Annotated in this window: 14 protein-coding genes; 9 read left to right on the plus strand and 5 right to left on the minus strand. The window is 64.4% G+C overall.

Annotation, left to right across the window (positions count from 1 at the left end):
- Positions 1–2: 2 nt before the first annotated feature.
- The 4 genes from AC1DYW_RS01895 to AC1DYW_RS01910 all read left to right on the plus strand — a co-directional run bounded on the left by AC1DYW_RS01895 (position 3) and on the right by AC1DYW_RS01910 (position 7,555).
- Entirely contained in the window at positions 3–3,860 is a 3,858-nt protein-coding gene (locus AC1DYW_RS01895; protein ID WP_477224927.1) for a DUF7929 domain-containing protein, read from the plus strand.
- 194 nt (positions 3,861–4,054) lie between these two features.
- Complete coding sequence (gene rpe / locus AC1DYW_RS01900) at positions 4,055–4,732, plus strand: ribulose-phosphate 3-epimerase (protein WP_095083670.1); 678 nt, start codon at positions 4,055–4,057, stop codon at positions 4,730–4,732.
- 391 nt (positions 4,733–5,123) lie between these two features.
- Positions 5,124–5,870 carry a GntR family transcriptional regulator gene (locus tag AC1DYW_RS01905; protein ID WP_477224928.1) on the plus strand — a complete coding sequence of 249 codons (747 nt, stop codon included), beginning with the start codon at positions 5,124–5,126 and terminating at the stop codon, positions 5,868–5,870.
- Positions 5,871–6,040: 170 nt separating this feature from the next.
- Positions 6,041–7,555, plus strand: a complete 1,515-nt coding sequence (locus tag AC1DYW_RS01910) for a malonate--CoA ligase (RefSeq protein ID WP_477224929.1) — start codon at positions 6,041–6,043, stop codon at positions 7,553–7,555.
- Positions 7,556–7,579: 24 nt separating this feature from the next.
- On the opposite strand, the gene AC1DYW_RS01915 is transcribed toward AC1DYW_RS01910, so the two are convergent.
- Genes AC1DYW_RS01915 through AC1DYW_RS01935 form a run of 5 tightly spaced genes read right to left on the minus strand, consistent with a single transcriptional unit; the run spans position 7,580 to position 12,619 of the window.
- Entirely contained in the window at positions 7,580–8,692 is a 1,113-nt protein-coding gene (locus AC1DYW_RS01915; protein ID WP_477224930.1) for an NAD(P)/FAD-dependent oxidoreductase, read from the minus strand.
- A 9-nt stretch (positions 8,693–8,701) separates the two neighbouring features.
- A complete protein-coding gene (gene nagA / locus AC1DYW_RS01920; protein WP_477224931.1) occupies positions 8,702–9,877 on the minus strand; it encodes an N-acetylglucosamine-6-phosphate deacetylase in 1,176 nt (391 codons plus the stop codon).
- Entirely contained in the window at positions 9,874–10,908 is a 1,035-nt protein-coding gene (locus AC1DYW_RS01925) for an SIS domain-containing protein (RefSeq protein ID WP_477225554.1), read from the minus strand. The genes nagA and AC1DYW_RS01925 overlap by 4 nt, the downstream gene beginning before the upstream one ends.
- Before the next feature lie 50 nt (positions 10,909–10,958).
- On the minus strand, positions 10,959–11,741 hold the full coding sequence (locus AC1DYW_RS01930; protein ID WP_477224932.1) for a GntR family transcriptional regulator: 783 nt from the start codon (positions 11,739–11,741) through the stop codon (positions 10,959–10,961).
- Positions 11,738–12,619, minus strand: coding sequence for a glucosamine kinase nucleotide-binding domain-containing protein (locus AC1DYW_RS01935; protein WP_477224933.1), 882 nt, complete (start codon positions 12,617–12,619; stop codon positions 11,738–11,740). The genes AC1DYW_RS01930 and AC1DYW_RS01935 overlap by 4 nt, the downstream gene beginning before the upstream one ends.
- A gap of 198 nt (positions 12,620–12,817) precedes the next feature.
- Here AC1DYW_RS01935 and AC1DYW_RS01940 point away from each other — a divergent pair, with 198 nt between their 5' ends.
- The 5 genes from AC1DYW_RS01940 to AC1DYW_RS01960 all read left to right on the plus strand — a co-directional run bounded on the left by AC1DYW_RS01940 (position 12,818) and on the right by AC1DYW_RS01960 (position 18,132).
- Positions 12,818–13,777: an N-acetylmuramic acid 6-phosphate etherase gene (locus tag AC1DYW_RS01940; RefSeq protein ID WP_477224934.1), complete on the plus strand. Its 960-nt coding sequence runs from the start codon at positions 12,818–12,820 to the stop codon at positions 13,775–13,777.
- Positions 13,778–13,779: 2 nt separating this feature from the next.
- On the plus strand, positions 13,780–15,039 hold the full coding sequence (locus AC1DYW_RS01945; protein WP_477224935.1) for an ABC transporter substrate-binding protein: 1,260 nt from the start codon (positions 13,780–13,782) through the stop codon (positions 15,037–15,039).
- Between the two features lie 255 nt (positions 15,040–15,294).
- The gene (locus AC1DYW_RS01950; protein WP_477224936.1) at positions 15,295–16,224 is read left to right on the plus strand and encodes a carbohydrate ABC transporter permease; all 930 of its coding nucleotides are present in this window, start codon (positions 15,295–15,297) and stop codon (positions 16,222–16,224) included.
- Between the two features lie 10 nt (positions 16,225–16,234).
- Positions 16,235–17,074 carry a carbohydrate ABC transporter permease gene (locus AC1DYW_RS01955; RefSeq protein ID WP_095083652.1) on the plus strand — a complete coding sequence of 280 codons (840 nt, stop codon included), beginning with the start codon at positions 16,235–16,237 and terminating at the stop codon, positions 17,072–17,074.
- A complete protein-coding gene (locus AC1DYW_RS01960) occupies positions 17,071–18,132 on the plus strand; it encodes a Gfo/Idh/MocA family protein (protein ID WP_477224937.1) in 1,062 nt (353 codons plus the stop codon). Before AC1DYW_RS01955 ends, AC1DYW_RS01960 begins: the two co-directional genes overlap by 4 nt.
- Positions 18,133–18,139 lie beyond the last annotated feature (7 nt).

Raw genomic sequence — 18,139 nt, forward strand, 5'->3', positions numbered from 1 at the left:
AGATGAAAAATCTCGCACTTTCCCCGCTCGCAACGAGCAACCAGTCAAAGCAGTCAACCGTCTTGGAGACGATCATGAAACCCCTGTCACTCGCCAGGCGCGGCGCGCGCTGGCTGATGGCGGCCGGTATCGCGGTCGCCACCCTGACCCCGGTGCAAGGCTTCGCCGAAGAGGTGTACACCGTCATTACGGAGCCCAGACTCGACCTCGACAATCCGCGCATCATCAATCCGGAACCGGGCCGGGTCGTGCCTTTCTTCACCAAGAAGGGCACCCAGAGAGGCTGCGACTATGTTGTCTATTCCCTGAGCTTCGGTTTGCGCGGCGACCCGCAGGGTTTTGCCGACCCTGGCTTCGCGGCCAGACTGAAAAAGGCCCGGCTCGACTTCAAGGACCAGCTTCCGCACGGCCTTGAGATCGTCAACGTCAATGTGTCCGGCGACGGCACGGATGCGGCCGGCGGACCACTGCCGGGTGCAACGATCAGCACATCGGCAAATCCCAACGACACGGCGACGGTTTCCGATTTCCGGATTTCCGCCTCCGATCTCGACGGCGTCGGCGCTCCCAACGAGCGCGTCATCACCTTCCAGATCACGGCCAAGATCGACCATGCGGCGTTTCCTTCGCCGACCATCGTCGACAACCAGGGCATGATCAAGGTGACGCCGGAAGCCGGCACGGGGATCATCATCCCGTCGCAAGATCCGAGCAAGCCCGACGACGGCGACATCAAGACCGGCGAAAAGACCTCGATCAAGATCGATGTCACCAAGTGCAACCCGCCACCGCCGCCTCCCGGCAAGGAATGCTTCAAGGTGGAGCGCGGCACGGTTGATTGCGTGCCCGGTGGCGGCGCCTTCATCTACCACATGCCGGTCGGCCCGGAGATGGGCGGCAAATGGGTGCAGGTGTCGACGACAACACCCGGCATCACCATCATCCCCGACACCCAGCTGGTGCCGGCGGGCGGCGGCGTGCTCAACTGGAAGATCGTTGGCGCGTCACCCGGCGATGTCATCCACCTCATCGTCACCGGCATCGAAACCTATGCCGGCCCGGAGGAAGGCTGGGGCCTGTGCTGCACGCAGACCATCGACATCGTCATCCCGCGCGACCAGAGATGCCCGCCCAAGGACAAGGAACCGGACCTCAAGGTTGAAAAGCGTGCCGAAGTCCAGCGTTGCACGATGGGCGGCGGCTGCGACTTCACCATCAGGGTGACCAATGTCGGCACCGGTGCCTATCACGGCAAGATCGTGCTCGACGAGGTGACGCTGCCGGCCGGCTCGACGCTCGATTCGGGGCCAAATCCGCCTTGGGTCTGCGTACCCGGCACGACCCCCATGACGTGCACCTATCCGGTGACCACGCTCAATCCGGGAGCCTTCGTCGACCTCAAGCTCGGCTTCAAGCCGGCCGGAGGCTGGCAAGGCAGCGTGCTGCGCAACTGCGCCACCTACAATTATGCGGCCAGCGGCAAGCCGCTGTTCGGCAGCCAGTCGAACGATCGCGGCTGTGCCTCGATCCCGATCTGCCGGCGTGGCGATCGTGATCGCGAATGCCAGCCACCGGTCGAAAAGAAGGTCGACCTGATCCTGAAGAAGCGTGCCCGCACCGAGGTCTGCACGGCCGACGGCATCTGCACCTTCGTGATCGATATCATCAACAACGGCACCTTCACCTACAATGGACCGCTGACGGTGATCGACAGCTATCCAGGCGGCGCGCCTGCCTCCTCGACCTTCGGTCCGACCCCACCATGGACATGCGGCCCGACCGGCCCCGGCCAGTTCCGCTGCGACAATGCGGGCATATCGCTCGCACCGGGCGCCTCGACACCGATCTTCGTTAAGGCGGTCATGCCGGCCGGCTATCAGTCCGATACGGTGGAGAACTGCGCCGAGGTGAAGGCCATCCCTGGTGAAACCGATCTCACCAACAACAAGGCCTGCGCCAAGGAACGCATTCGTCACCCCAATGGCGGCAAGCCCGCCTTGCGCATCACCAAGGTGTGCAATGGCTCGCTGGCCGGTGCGGCGGTCGTCTCTTGCCGCATCACCGTCGTCAATGCCGGCACCGCTGCCCCCACCGGTCCGGTGCGGGTCAACGACGCCGCCACGCTGGTGGCGGGCGGCGCGCCCGTCCAGATCCAGACCGTCACCCCCGACGGCGCGGAATGGGCGTGCGGGCCGGTTCCGGCCAATGCGCTGTCGTGCCAGATTCCTGGTGCCGTCATGACACCTGGAACCAGCCGCCACTTCGACGTGACGGTTTCGGCGAACGGCGAGTTCGAAAACTGCGCGCGGGGCTCGTATGGTCCGGCGCCCGGCGACGACATCGTCTATCCGATCGGCCAGGCCTGCGCCAAGGGCGGCGGCTCTTCGACCATCCGCGTCGAAAAGACCGGTGACCGCGAATGCAAGCTCGGCCAACCCTGCTCGTTCGAGATCACCATCACGAACGATGGGACGAGCCCCTTCTCCGGTCCGGTTCGCATCGGTGATGCGATCGGCGTCGAAGGTCTCGGCAGGCTGGACGGCGTTGCGATCACCTCGATCGATCCGCCTTTCGGCTGCTCGCCGGAACCGGCGACCTTGCCACTGTCCTGCATTGCCAACCTGACGCTCGGCGCAGGGGAGAGCCAGGTGCACCAAGTCACCGTGGTCATTCCCGACGACGGCCGCCTGGCCAATCTGCAGGGCAATGTCAGCGGCCAGAACTGCGTCGGCGTCCTGTCTCCCGACACCCGGGTGCAAGGCGGCGACATGCTCCCCGGCGACCAGGCCAATGTCCAGGGCGATCGTGGCAAGGCCTATGCGTGCCATCCCTTCACCATCACACATGAGGTGAAGAACGAGTGCTCGCCAGGTTTCGTCATGAACGACGCCGGCAGGTGTGTCTGCCCGCAAGGCACCACCTTCCGCAACGGCCAGTGCTCGCCCGACGGTGGCGTCATCGTCGAGCCAAAGCCGCGGCCCTGCGTGCTGCTCGAAGGCCAGATCCGCACCCAGGACGGACGTTGCGTCTGCCCACGCGGAACCGGGCTTCAAAACGGGAAGTGCGTCAAGACCGACAAGCCTGAGCAGTGCACGATCCGCGGTCAGGTCCACAATTCGGACGGCGATTGCGTCTGCCCGAAGGGTACGGAAGTCAGGGGCAATGCCTGCCGCCCGATCCGGCCGAAGCCTGAGCAGTGCACCATCCGTGGCCAGGTCCACAATGCCGATGGCGATTGTGTCTGTCCGAAAGGTACGGAAGTCCGGGGCAATGCCTGCCGTCCGATCCGGCCGCAGCCCGAGCAGTGCACCGTCCGTGGCCAGGTCCACAATGCCGATGGCGACTGTGTCTGCCCGAAAGGTACGGAAGTCCGGGGCAATGCCTGCCGACCGATCCGGCCGCAGCCCGAGCAATGCACCATCCGTGGCCAGGTCCACGACGCCAACGGCAATTGTGTCTGCCCGAGGGGTACCGAGGTGCAAGGCAATGCCTGCCGGCGCAAACAGCCGCCGGTGGAGCAGTGCGACATTCGCGGCCAGGTCCATAACAAGCGCGGCGAGTGTGTCTGTCCGCGCGGGACCGAGGTGATCGACGGCGCATGCCGCAGGTCCAGGCCGCAGGTGGAGGAGTGCGCACCGGGCTCGCAGATGATCAATGGCCAGTGCCAGCCGATCATCAGGCGGCACTGCCCGGAAGGCACGATTGGGCGCTATCCGAACTGCAGGCCGATCCGTGGCCAACTGGAGCCAGACCTGCTGAACCCGAATGTCCTGCAGCAACTGCTTCCGCGGGGCAAGACGCAAAGCGACCAGCAACAGCAGGGCGATCCGGCTGGAAACATCCAGAACTTGAAGCCGTAACCGCCAGCGCGACACAAGCCATAAACCCGCCGGAGCAATCCGGCGGGTTTTTGTTTGGACGGGCAAGGGGCAGCCGACATGGGCGGGACGTAGCCTGTGCAGCCAGCCGCCTGCGCACTCGACAAGTCACCTGCGGCGCATTAGGCAGTCGATAGAGTGGCCGAATGAGAAGGGCGCTCGGAAAGGCCGCGCCCATGAGCAAAAAAACCTTGATTGCACCCTCGGTGCTGGCATCGGATTTTTCCAGGCTCGGCGATGAAGTCGAAGCGGTGGTGGCTGCCGGCGCCGACTGGATTCACCTTGATGTCATGGACGGACATTTCGTCCCCAACATCACCTTTGGCCCTTCGGTGATCAAGGCGATCCGCAACCGCACCAAGGCCTTCTTCGACTGCCATCTGATGATCGCGCCGGCCGACCCCTATCTGGCCGCCTTCGCCGACGCTGGCTGCGACGGCATGACGGTGCATGCCGAGGCAGGGCCGCATCTCGACCGCTCGCTGCAGACCATCAGGAACCTTGGCAAGAAGGCCGGCGTGTCGCTCAATCCGGCAACACCGGAAAGTGCGGTCGAATATGTGCTCGACCGGCTCGATCTGATCCTGATCATGACCGTTAATCCGGGCTTCGGCGGCCAGGCTTTCATTCCGGCGATCGTCGACAAGGTGAAGCGGGTCAAGGCGCTGATCGGCAGCCGGCCGATCCGCATCGAGATCGACGGCGGTGTGTCAGCCGAAACCGCGCCTCTGGTCACTGCCGCCGGCGCCGACGTGTTGGTGGCAGGCGCCGCGATCTTCAAGGGCGGCAGCGTCGACGCCTACCGGCAAAACATCCAGGCGATCAGGACGGCAGCCGACAAGGCAGCCGGCTGATCCACGACGCCAATCCTGTCTTCAAGTCCAATTGGCCGCCAACGGCTCTCATGCCCGGCAGGGTCCGTCAGAATCTGATTCGCGAAGCATCGAGCCTGGACGAGACGCCTGATTCGTTCCGTCTTTTGCGCGCGGCAGAAAAGCCGATCGCGCGTGCTCACAAGAACAGATGATCCTGCGTGCATACAAAACACGTTAAGTTTCCGAAGGTTGTAGAAATACGCGACTTTGCATCGCTGATCGGCAAAATGCCGTATATTTCTTCGTGCTTAAGTACAATAGCGTGATCTTCTGCTTGAGCCTCGGAGGCCAGACGCGATATGGTACGTGTACGAAGGGGGATGCTTCGGACTCGAATTGCCCAAACATAATTTGGGGACAAGGAGTCGCTTTGACATACGGAGCTGCCAATCTGAACGACGACGGCGCAGGGCCCAAGAGCACGCTTGCCAGCACGGTCTATCACCAATTGCGGGATGACCTTCTCGGTGGAGTTCTTGAAGCCGAGAGCAAGCTGCGGGTCGAATGGGTGGTTTCCAAATATGGAGCCGGCGCTTCCCCTGTCCGCGAGGCTCTCAATCGCCTCGCCTCGGAAGGACTTCTCGGCAGGCACGACCAGCGCGGCTTCTTCATTATGCCGGTCAGCGCGGCGGAGCTCGAAGAGCTGACGCGCACCCGTTGCTGGCTTGAGGAGCGGGCGCTTCGCGAATCGATCGCCCACCGCACCGCCGAATGGGAAGAACAACTCGTACTGGCGCTGCATCGCCTGGGGCGTGCATCACGTCTTTCGCCACAGGATCTCTCGTCGCTCAATCCGGATTGGGAGAAGTTGCACCGCGTGTTTCATCGGGTCCTGATTTCGGCCTGCCGGTCGCAATGGCTGGTGGGATTCTGCGAGCAGCTTTCCGATCACGCCTACCGCTACCGGCAAATGGCGAGTGACAGCGAAAGTGCCCAGCGCGACGATTTCGGCGAGCATCGCCGGATCGCCGAATGTGCTCTGGACGGCAATGCCGACGGCGCCGTCGAAGCGCTGATCAATCACTACCAGCTGACCGCTGCCATGTGCATGGAACGCATCAGGCAAAGTGAGAGTCTGAAGTCGGTCGCCGGCAAGGCGGCACGCGCCCGGCGATAGCGTCGGCTCCGGCAATCTTTTGCAGCCACGCAGCCCATAGGCGCCACGGGCAAACACCTGTCCGCGGGTCTTGACGGCGCGGCCAAGAACCGCGAACTCTTCGCCGCCCATGCATGCCGCTCGAAAAGCATGCCCGGCGCCGCCGTCTCTACTATCCCCGGGAAGACTTCATGAGCAACCATCTGTTCGACGCGTTCCGTTCCCGGATGCCGGCGCCCGATCGCTTGTTGATGGAAACCGATGATGGTCGCTCGCTGACCTATGGCGATATGCTGGCGCGGTCGGCGCAGCTCGCGCATGCGCTCTTGCAACTGGATGTCGAGCCCGGCGATCGCGTCGCCGTGCAGGTCGAGAAGAGCCCCGAAGCCGTCCTGCTCTATCTCGCCTGCCTGCGTGCCGGCGCCGTCTTCCTGCCGCTCAACACCGCCTACACACTGGCCGAGCTGGAGTACTTCTTCGGTGACGCAGCACCACGTCTGGTCGTCTGCGATCCGGCAAGGGCGGCCGACATCGGCGCACTGGCGGAAAAATCGGGCGCCGTCACCGTCACGCTCGGCCGCAATGGCGAGGGATCGCTGACGGATCAGGCCTCGCGATTGCCGGCGGACTTCCACGATGTGGTGCGGGCCAAGGACGATCTCGCGGCGATCCTCTACACCTCGGGAACGACGGGCCGCTCGAAGGGCGCGATGCTCAGCCACGAGAACCTTGCTTCGAACGCGCGGGTGCTGGTCGACCACTGGCATTTCACGGCCGACGACGTGCTGATCCACGCACTGCCGATCTTCCACACCCATGGTCTGTTCGTTGCCACCAACGTCGTCCTGATGGCCGGCGCCTCGATGCTGTTCGAGCGGAAATTCGACCCGGCCCGCATCGTCTCGCTGCTGCCGGGCGCCACCGCCCTGATGGGCGTGCCGACCTTCTACGTGCGCCTGCTGCAGCAGGACGGGCTGGACCGTCAGGCGGCGAAAAGTATCCGCCTGTTCATTTCCGGTTCGGCGCCGCTGCTGGCCGAGACGCACAAGGCCTGGCGTGAGCGAACCGGCCACGCGATCCTCGAACGCTACGGCATGACCGAGACCAACATGAACACCTCGAACCCCTATGACGGCGAGCGGCGTGCCGGCACGGTCGGTTTTCCCTTGCCGGGTGTGGCGCTTCGCATTGCCGATCCCGACACTGGCAGGCCGCTCGCTCAGGGCGAGGTCGGCATGATCGAGGTCAAGGGCCCGAACGTCTTCGGCGGCTATTGGCGCATGCCGGAAAAGACCAAGGCGGAATTCCGCGCCGACGGCTTCTTCATCACCGGCGATCTCGGCATCGTCGACGCCGACGGCTACGTCCACATCGTCGGCCGCGGCAAGGATCTGATCATTTCCGGCGGCTACAACATCTATCCGAAAGAGCTCGAAAGCGAGATCGACGCGCTTGACGGCGTGAGCGAAAGCGCTGTTATCGGCGTTGCCCATCCCGATTTCGGCGAAGGCGTCACCGCTGTCGTCGTGCGGTCGCCGGCTTCGAACATCACCGGAGCCGAAATTCTCGGCGCCATCGCGGAACGCGTCGCAAAATACAAGCACCCGAAGCAGGTGATCTTCGTCGACGAATTGCCGCGCAACACCATGGGCAAGGTGCAGAAGAACCTGCTGCGCGATACCTACAGGGGTCTCTACACATCTTAAGGCTGGACGTGCACAGGCAGCTCGTCAGCCGCGGTACAGCAGCTCGACTACATGCTCGGCGATCGCCAGGCTTGCCGTCAGGCCGGGGCTCTCGATGCCGAACAGACTGACGATCGGCCCTGTGCCATGGTCGGCCGGACCCTGGATCATAAAGTCGGCCGCAGGCTGGCCCGGGCCGGACAGTTTTGGCCGGACGCCGGCATAGGCCCGCTGCAAGGCGCCGTCGGCAAGATCGGGCCAATAGCGCCTGATCTCGCCGTAGAAGGCCGCACCACGAGCAGGGTCGACCGTGTAATCCACGCTGTCGATCCATTCGACATCCGGACCGAAGCGCGCGCTGCCGCCCAGATCGAGGGTGAGATGGACGCCGAGGCCGCCATTAACCGGCACCGGATAGATCAGCCGCGAGAAGGGTGACCGGCCCGAGAGTGAAAAATAGTTGCCGCGCGCCAGCCATCGCGGTGGAACAAGGCGTTGCGGAAAACCTTCGATGCGGCCGGCGAGAGCCTGCGCATCGAGGCCCGCGGCGTTGACGAAGGCGCCAGCCTTCAGCGCGAAGCCCTCGCCATCGGCATCGTGGGTATCGATCCGGATCCCATCGGCTTCGATCGCCGCTCCGGTAACGGACGTGAGCAGGGCGAAGGATGCACCGGCGGCCTCGGCGTCGCCGCGCAGCGACAGCATCAGTGCCTGGCTGTCGATGATGCCGGTCGATGGCGAGAGCAACGCGCCGGCGCATTGCAGCGCGGGTTCGAGGCTCTCGGCTTGTGCCTGCGTCAAGATTTCGAGATCGCCAACCCCGCAGCTCTGCGCGTTGGCCCTGATCGCGTCCAGCCTGTCCAACTGGCCCGGTTCGACGGCGACGATCAGCTTGCCGGTGCGCGCATGGGCAACATTGTGCTCGCGGCAATAGGCATAGAGCCGCTCGCGGCCTTCGACGCAGAGCCGGGCTTTCAGGCTTCCCGGCGCATAGTAGAGCCCTGCATGGATGACTTCGGAATTGCGCGAACTTGTGCCGGTGCCGATCGCGCCGGCCTGCTCGACCACCAGCACCTCGCGGCCCGACAGGGCGAGCGCCCTGGCGATGGCGAGCCCGACGACACCTGCTCCTGCAATGACGCAATCGATGTCATGCATGGCCTGATATCACCCAGCGCTGTTGGAGCCTGCAAAAACCTTCCCGCCGCCGATCCAGACGCCTCTGATGTCGAGATCGTCCGACAGCGCAACGATATCGGCTGCCGTGCCATTGGCGAAGCGCCCGAGCCGGTGCGACTGGCCGATCGCTTGCGCCGGGTAGAGCGAGGCCATACGCAAGGCCTCGGAAAGCTCGACCCCGACGACGAGGTGGATGAAGCGCACGGCCGAGATCATGTCGAGATCGGCGCCCGCAAGCGTCCCGTCGGCAAGCCGCAGGCTGCCATCCCTGCGGTAGATGGTGCGGCCGTTGAGCGTGAACGAGGTCATATCGGTGCCGATCGGCGCCATGGCGTCGGTGACCAGCACGATTTTGGCCGGCCCCTGCTTGGCGCGCAGCGCGATCTTGATGGTGGCGGGATCGACATGGATCCCGTCGGCGATGAGGCCGGCCGACAGGGAGCCGATATCGATGGCTGCGCCAGCCAGCCCGGGCTCGCGGTTGCCGATCTGGCTCATCGCGTTGAACAGATGGGTGACCATCGAGGCGCCGGCCTCGGCAAAGGTGCTGGCCGTGGCGTAGCCGGTGTCGGAATGGCCGAGGCTGACGACGACGCCGGCCCTGGTCAGCGCCGAGACCCGCGCCGGTTCGACGGATTCCGGTGCGATGGTGGTGAGCAGCACCGGCAGTTTCTGCCGCGCCGCGATCAGCTTCGCCTGGTCGGCGTCCAGCATCGGCCGGATCAGCGCCGGATCATGCGCGCCCTTGCGGGCGATCGACAGATGCGGGCCTTCCAGATGCAGGCCGAGGAAACCCGGCAGCTTCCGCAGCGTCGCGGCTTCGCCGGCGGCGACGGCGGCGGCGGTGATGGCGGGCGTATCGGTGATCAGCGTCACCAGGAGCGCGGTCGTGCCGAAGGGCGCATGCGCCCGGCAGATGGTTTCGAGCGAGGCCACATCGGGGTGGTCGTTGAGCATGACGCCGCCGCCGCCATTGACCTGCAGGTCGACGAAGCCGGGCGCCAGCATGCCGCCGCCGGTCTCGACGATGCGGAGGTCGGAGGCAAGGGCGCCGGCGGGCAGGATGGCCTCGACGAGGCCGTCGCGCACGACGAGTGCTGCGCCGTCGTGCCAGTCGTCACCGTCGAAAATGCGGGCGCCAGTCAGGGCAAAACGGTCGCTCATACGGTCTCCGTCACCTTGCGAAGATTGCGCGGCGTGTCCGGATCGAGGCCGCGATGGCGGGCAAACGCCTCGACGAACATGTAGAAGGAGACGATCAGCGTCAGCGGATCGGTCAGCGGATGGCCCGTGGCGACATGCGGCAGGCGCACGGCGCGCTGGGCAAGTGCGGAGGTGACGAACACCGGCGCACCCTTGGCCGCCAGGCTGTCGGCGGCCTCGGCAACGGAAGGCTCCGATGCGTCACGCGCGGCCAGCGCCAGCACCGGAAAGTCCGGGCCGATCAGCGCCAGCGGGCCATGCATGACTTCGGCCGCACTGTAGGCCTCGGCATGCATGCCGCAGGTCTCCTTGAACTTCAGCGCCGCCTCGTTGGCCATCGCCGCCGACGGGCCGCGGCCGAGGATGAACAGCGACTTCTGCTTTTCGATCGTTTCGGACAGCACCGTCATCCAGTCGCAGGCGATCGCCTTGCGGAAATGGTCGGGCAATTCGAAGAGCGCCGCCAGCAGCGCCTCGTCTCCAGTGGCATGCGCCATCAGGCCAAGACCGGCGACGGCGGAATTGATGAAGGTCTTGGTCGCCGCGACGCTGCGCTCCGGTCCGGCCAGGATATCGATCGCATAGTCCGAGGCACGCGCCAGCGGCGAATCGGCGGTGTTGGTGATGGCGATGGTCAGCGCGCCACCGGCCCGCGCCGTCTCTGCCATGGCGACGATGTCGGGGCTCTTGCCCGACTGCGAGATCGCCAGGCAGGCCGAGCCGCCGAGCCTGAGCTCGGCACCATAGATCGAGGCGATCGACGGACCGACCGATGCGACGGCAAGGCCCGCGGTCAGCTCGACGGCATATTTCATGAAGGTCGCTGCATGGTCGGACGAACCGCGCGCCACGGTGACGACAAACTGCGGGTCGCGTTCGCGGATGCCGCGCCCGGCCTCGGTCAGGACAGTGCCGGAGCCGTCGAGCAGGCGGGCGACGGCCAGCGGGATCTCCTCGATCTCGCGCCGCATATGGGTCATCCCAGCCGACATGGTCGGCTCAGCCGACGGGGTCGGTTCATTCGGCATTCTCGGCTCTGTGGTCATGGTCGGCCCTCTTCGCTCGGCCCTGTCAGCCGCAGTTCGGCGACGAAATCATAGGCGTCGCCCCTGTAGATGGAACGGGTGAATTCGATCACCTTGCCGCTCGCCAGATAGGAAATGCGTTCGATGTGCAGGCCGGCAATGCCCGGCGGCACCTCGAGCAGGCGCGCGTCGCCGTCGCCGAGGTTGGCGGCTGAGATGCGCTGCACCGCCCGCACCGGCCGGTTGCCGGTCAATTCCAGCGCCGCATAGAGCGAGGAACCTATTCCCGCCGGGTCGGGCAGCACGCTGGCCGACAGCGAGGCGCGTTCGATCGCCAGCGGCGTGTCGTTGGCGATACGCAGGCGCGCCACCCGCGCCACCAGTTCGTTCGACGACAGGCCGAGCACCATCATCTCGTCGGGCGAGGGCGCATAAAGGCCGCGGTCGAGCCAGGCCGAACGCACCGCCATGCCGCGCCGCGCCATGTCCTCAGTGAAGGAGGTCAGCCGCGACAGCGACTGCTCGACGCGCTCCATGCGCGGCGCCACGAACGTGCCGGAGCCATGGCGTTGCACCAGGATGCCGCCCTTGACCAGGTCCTGCACCGCCTTGCGCACGGTGACGCGCGAAATGTCGGCCTTGCTGGCGATGTCACGCTCCGAGGGCAGTGCGTCGCCCGGTCCGATCAGACCGCGATTGACCGCGTCCTCGATGCTCTTCCTGAGTTGCAGATAAAGCGGCGCGCCGCTCTGCGACGACTGTTTCAGCGTGGCGAAGATCTGGTCGGCGGCATCGCTCATCGAGCCGCCTCCGTTGTCCCGGCGAAAAGCCGGGCCGCCATCTGCACGGCGCCGCCCAGCGCATCGTCGAGCGGCGGCTTCAGCAGCGCCCGGTAGCGGGCCGACAGGCGCGGCGCGTAAAGCGGCGCCAGCCCGCCGAGCAGGCACAGCGGAGCGTCATCCGCTAGGTCGAGCGCGCCGAGCGCGGCTTCGACATCGGCGACCACCCTGTCCAGGATCCAGTTGGCAACGCTGTCGCCCTTTTCGGCATGCTCGAACACCTTGGGCGCGAAGCCGCCGAAATCGCCGGGCTTGGCATTGGTGGTGAATTCCACCACGTCCTGCGGATTGTTGCGGAACACCGCCAGCATGCTCTGCGTCAGCGGCGAGCCCTCGCGGACGCCGTCATAGGCAAGCAGCGTCTGTTCGAGCAGGTCGCGTCCGATGCGGGCGCCGCTGCCCTGGTCGCCGACTTGAAAGCCCCAGCCACCGATGGCGCGCGATTTGCCGTTCTTGCGCGCCATATAGGCGGTGCCGGTGCCGAGGATGGCCATGGCGCCGTCGCCGGAGCCGACAGCCCCTTCCAGCGCGATCTCGGCGTCGGTCTCGACACGGCTGATGCTGAACGGCAGGATCGCTTCGAGCTGCTGCCGGTAGGTGCCGACATTGGCGCCGGCAAGGCCGAGAATGGCCGGTGTCTGCGGGATCAGCTCCGGATCGTGCCCGGCGGCAATGAACGCCTGCCTTGCCGCTTCGACGATGTTCGACCGGGCGCCGGTAAGATCGGTGCGGATGTTGGCGGCGCCGCTCTTGGCGCGGCCAATGACGGCGCCATCCGCGGTTGCCAGGGCGGCCCTGCAGCTGGTGCCGCCGCCATCGATACCGAGCACGAAATTCACGCGATTTCTCCTCCGGGCGGATAATACCAATAAAATACCAATAGCCAAGAGTTAATTTCTGTTTCAAAAAGATTAAGCCGTATTTTATTGAAAAACCTAGGCATTTCGTTGGCTGAGCGATTTCCTGCCAGCGAATTCGTTAATGCATGTGGACAAGTGGTATTTTTTTGGTATTGTTTCCGCATTGGAGGAACCGGGATGGCCGAAACGCGCACCGAAGCGCTTCACCAAAATGCCGAGGGGCTGGATATCCAGGCCCCGGACGCCATCCTTTCTTCTTTGGCCGACGCGCAGATCGAGGCTGCAAAAGTCGTGCGCCACGCCATTCCCTCCATCGCCAGGGCGGCCGAGATCATCGCCGGCAGGTTGAGCAGCGGCGGCAAGCTTGCCTATGCCGCGGCCGGCAGTTCAGGCCTGATGGCGCTGGCCGATGCGCTTGAGCTTCCGGGCACCTTCGGCATTCACCGCGACCGCATCGCCATCCTGATCGCCGGCGGCGACGAAGCCTTCCGGACATTGGCCGGCGGTCCAGAGGACGACGCCGAGGAGGCGGCAGCAGCCGTCATCAATGCTGGCATCGGCAAGGGCGATTGCCTGATCGCCATTTCGGCCAGCGGCACGACGCCCTATGCGGTGCGGGCCATCGAGGAAGCCGCCAATCGCGGGGCCGCCACCATCGGCATCGCCAACAACCGGGACTCGGCTCTGCTGCGGCAGGCCGAAACCGCCATCCTGCTCGAAACGCCGCCGGAACTGATTGCCGGCTCGACGCGCATGGGCGCCGGCACCGCCCAGAAGATCGCGCTCAACATGCTGTCGACGCTGACCGCCGTCCATCTCGGCCATGTGCATGACGGCTACATGGTCAACCTGATGGCCGACAACATCAAGCTGCGCGACCGCGCAGCGCGCATCGTCGCCGCAGTCAGCGGGCGCGGCAGGGACGAAGCGGCGCGCCTGCTCGAGAAGAGCGGCGGCGCGGTCAAGACCGCCATTCTGCTCGCCGCCGGCGCCGACAGCGCCGATGCGGCGGAGAAACTGCTGGAAGGAACCGGCCAGAAGCTGAGGCCGGCGCTTTCCGCGATCGAGGGGAGCAAGGGGCGCGCAGCCTCTGTTCTCATCAAAACCGAACCTGAAAAAGGTCAACAGGGAGACTGAGCATGACAACGAAACTACTGACGGCACTGCTTCTGGGCACCAGCATTCTCGGCTCGGCTGGGGTGGCTAATGCTGCAGACGTAACGCTCAACATCGAAAGCTGGCGCGGTGACGACCTTGCCATCTGGAAGGACAAGCTGATCCCGGCCTTCGAAGCCAAGAACCCGGGTATCAAGGTGGTGTTCGCACCTTCGGCGCCGACCGAGTATGACGCCGCCCTTGGCGCCAAGCTCGCCGCCGGCTCTGCGGGCGACCTAATCACCTGCCGCCCGTTCGACAAGTCGCTTGAACTGTTCAAGAAGGGCAACCTTGCCGACCTCTCGGCGCTGCCCGGCATGGACAATTTCTCGCCGGTGGCCAAGTCCGCCTGGCAGACCGACGACGGCAAGGCGAGCTTCTGCGTGCCGATGGCCTCGGTCATCCACGGCTTCATCTACAACAAGGACGCCTTCGACAAGCTCGGCATCAAGGTGCCGGAGACCCGCGACGAGTTCTTCGCCGCGCTCGACAAGATCAAGGCCGACGGCACCTACATCCCGATGGCGATGGGCACCAAGGATCTGTGGGAAGCCGCGACCATGGGCTACCAGAACATCGGCCCCAACTACTGGAAGGGCGAGGACGGCCGCGCTGCGTTGATCAAGGGCGACCAGAAGCTGACCGACAAGGACTGGGTCGCGCCGTATGAGGAACTGGCCAAGTGGAAGCCTTATCTCGGCGACGGCTTCGAGGCGCAGACCTATCCAGACAGCCAGAACCTGTTCACGCTTGGCCGCGCCGCCATCTACCCGGCCGGTTCTTGGGAAATCGGCCTGTTCAACACCCAGGCCCAGTTCAAGATGGGCGCCTTCCCGCCGCCGGTCGAGAAAGCCGGCGACACCTGCTACATCTCCGACCATACCGATATCGGCATGGGTCTGAATGCGGCTTCGAAGAACGCAGATGCGGCCAAGACCTTCCTGTCCTGGGTCGCCTCGCCGGACTTCGCCACCATCTACGCCAACGCGCTGCCGGGCTTCTTCAGCCTGAACTCCTCGCCGGTGAAGATGGCAGACCCGCTGGCCCAGGAATTCGTCTCCTGGCGCGGCAAGTGCAAGTCGACGATCCGCTCGACCTACCAGATCCTGTCGCGTGGCACGCCGAACCTCGAAAACGAGACGTGGGTTGAATCGGCCAACGTCATCAACGGCACCGACACCCCGGAAGCTGCGGCCAAGAAGCTGCAGACCGGCCTCGACAGCTGGTACAAGCCGGCGAAGTAAGAGCTCAGGCAACGAGATCGGCCGGGCGTACGCCTGGCCGGTCTCGGACTACCCTGGTTCTTCAGATTGCGCCCGTTCAGATAGCGATTGTCGGCACCGCCTCTCGGCCTTACCCTTGCTTTTCATGGGGAAGGCTAGCTGATCAGTCGCAGGCCTTTGTTCTTGCCGCACGGGGCAAGAATGTTCGGGCCGTGCATCGAGGCATCATCTAGATCAACACCCATTTGGAACCGAGAGACGGCGGGGACCGAACTCATGGCCGCAGACACACGACCGAAAAGACCGTTCCGTTGGCACATTGGCGTCTTCCTGGCGCCGGCGGTGCTTGTCTATACGGCGATCATGATCCTGCCGCTGGCCGGCACGCTGCAGCTGTCGCTGTTCCGCAACATCGAGCAGCACCAGGTCTTCGTCGGGCTGGAGAACTTCCGCACGCTGTTCGGCGACCCCAACTGGTCGGTGAATTTCTGGAATGCGCTCCGGAACAACACCTGGTTCTTCATCATCCACATGTTGGTGCAGAACCCGATCGGCGTCATGCTGGCCGCACTTCTGTCCAGCCCGAGACTGAGATTTGCCGCCTTCTACCGCACGGCAATCTTCGTGCCGACCATCTTGTCCTTCGTCATTGTCGGCTTCGCCTGGAAGCTGATCCTGTCGCCGCTGTGGGGCGTGGCGCCGCATCTGCTCGATCTCGTCGGCCTGAAAAGCCTGTTCACGCCGTGGCTGGGCAAGGAAGAATACGCGCTGACGGCGCTCAGCCTGATCTCGGTGTGGCAGTTCGTCGGCATCCCGATGATGCTGATCTATGCCGCCCTGCTGTCTATCCCCGAAGAGGTGATCGAGGCCGCCGAATGCGACGGCATCACCGGCATGTCACAGTTCTGGAAGATCAAGCTGCCGCTGATCCTGCCGTCGATCGGCATCATCTCGATCCTCACCTTCGTCGGCAATTTCAACGCCTTCGACCTGATCTACACCGCGCAAGGCGCGCTCGCCGGGCCGAACTATTCGACCGATATTCTCGGCACTTTCCTCTACCGCGCCTTCTTCGGCTTCCAGTTGCAGGTCGGCGACCCCAACATGGGCGCGGCGATCGCCACGATGATGTTCCTGATCATCCTCGGCGGCGTCTGCGTCTATCTCTTCCTCGTGCAGACGCGCCTGCGTCGCTACCAGTTCTGAGGAGCAAGAGATGAGCACCGCCACCCGTTCCCTGCCCCGCACCATCGGCGCCCACGCAATCCTGTTGACCTATACGGCGATCGCGCTGTTTCCTGTGATCCTCGTCATCATGAATTCGTTCAAGTCCCGCGCCGGCATCTTCGGCGCGCCGCTGACGCCGCCGACGCCAAAAACCTTCGACCTGATCGGCTACACCACCGTCATCGGCCAGGGCGATTTCATCCACTATTTCCAAAACAGCCTCGTCGTCACCGTCGCTTCGCTGTTCTTCGTGCTTCTGTTCGGCGCCATGGCCGCCTTCGCGCTGTCGGAATACCGGTTTCGCGGCAACTCGTTGATGGGGCTCTATTTGGCGCTCGGCATCATGATCCCGATCCGCCTCGGCACCGTCGCCATCCTGCAGCTGATGGTGGCGAGCGGGCTGGTCAACACGCTGACGGCGCTGATCCTGGTCTACACCGCGCAAGGCCTGCCGCTCGCCATCTTCATCCTGTCGGAATTCATGAAGCAGGTATCCGACGACCTGAAGAACGCCGGCCGCATCGACGGCTTGTCCGAATACACCATCTTCTTCCGGCTGGTGCTGCCGCTGGTCAGGCCATCGATGGCGACCGTCGCCGTCTTCACCATGATCCCGATCTGGAACGACCTGTGGTTCCCGCTGATCCTGGCGCCGTCGGAAGAGACCAAGACGGTGACGCTCGGCGCGCAATTGTTCCTCGGCCAGTTCGTCACCAACTGGAACGCCATCCTGGCCGCGCTCTCGCTGGCGATCATGCCGGTGCTGATCCTCTACGTCATCTTCTCGCGGCAGCTGATCCGCGGCATCACCTCGGGAGCCGTCAAGTGAGTTCGCAGACACCCCTTCGCGTCGTCGTCGCCGGCCTTGGCAATATGGGCCGCAGCCATGCGCTGGCCTATCACACCAATCCGGGCTTCGAGATCGCCGCTCTGGTCAACCGCTCCGACGTGCCGCTGCCGGAAGGGCTTTCCGGCTATGGCATCAGGCGCTCCTTCGACGAGGCGTTGCGCGACGAAAAGCCCGATGTCGCCTGCATCGCCACCTATTCCGACAGCCATGCCGACTATGCGGTGAAGGCGTTCGAGGCCGGCTGCCATGTCTTTGTCGAAAAGCCGTTGGCAACGACGGTGGCCGATGCCAAGCGCGTCGTTGCGGCGGCAAAGGCCAACGGCAGGAAGCTGGTGATCGGCTACATCCTGCGCCATCACCCGTCCTGGATCAGGCTGATCGCCGAGGCGCGCAAGCTCGGCGGCCCCTATGTCTTCCGCATGAACCTCAACCAGCAATCCTCCGGCCATACCTGGGACACGCACAAGCAGTTGATGCAGACGACGTCGCCGATCGTCGACTGCGGCGTGCACTATCTCGACGTGATGCTGCAGATCACCGACGCCAGGCCGGTCGAGGTGCGCGGCATGGGGTTGCGGATGAGCGAGGAGATCGCGCCGTCGATGTACAATTACGGCCATCTGCAGGTGCTGTTCGATGACGGTTCGGTCGGCTGGTACGAAGCCGGCTGGGGTCCGATGATTTCGGAAACGGCCTTCTTCGTGAAGGACGTCATTTCGCCCAATGGCTGCGTGTCGATCGTCATGAAGGAGGGTGTGAAGTCCGATGACATCGACACCCACACCAAGACCTCGACCATCCGCCTGCACAGTGCCGCGACCGGCCCGGACGGCAAGTTCGCCAAGCCTGACGAAATGCTGTCGATGGCGGGCGAGCCCGGCCATCAGGATCTCTGCGATCTCGAACAGGCCTTCGTATTGAAGGCGATCCGCGAGGATATCGACCTCACCAGGCACATGGACGACGCGGTGAAATCGCTCGCCGTCTGCCTTGCCGCAGACGAGAGCGTGCGCAGCGGCGCAGCCGTCAAACTCTAGAACAGGG

This window comes from Mesorhizobium sp. P2_D5 (assembly GCF_056404355.1).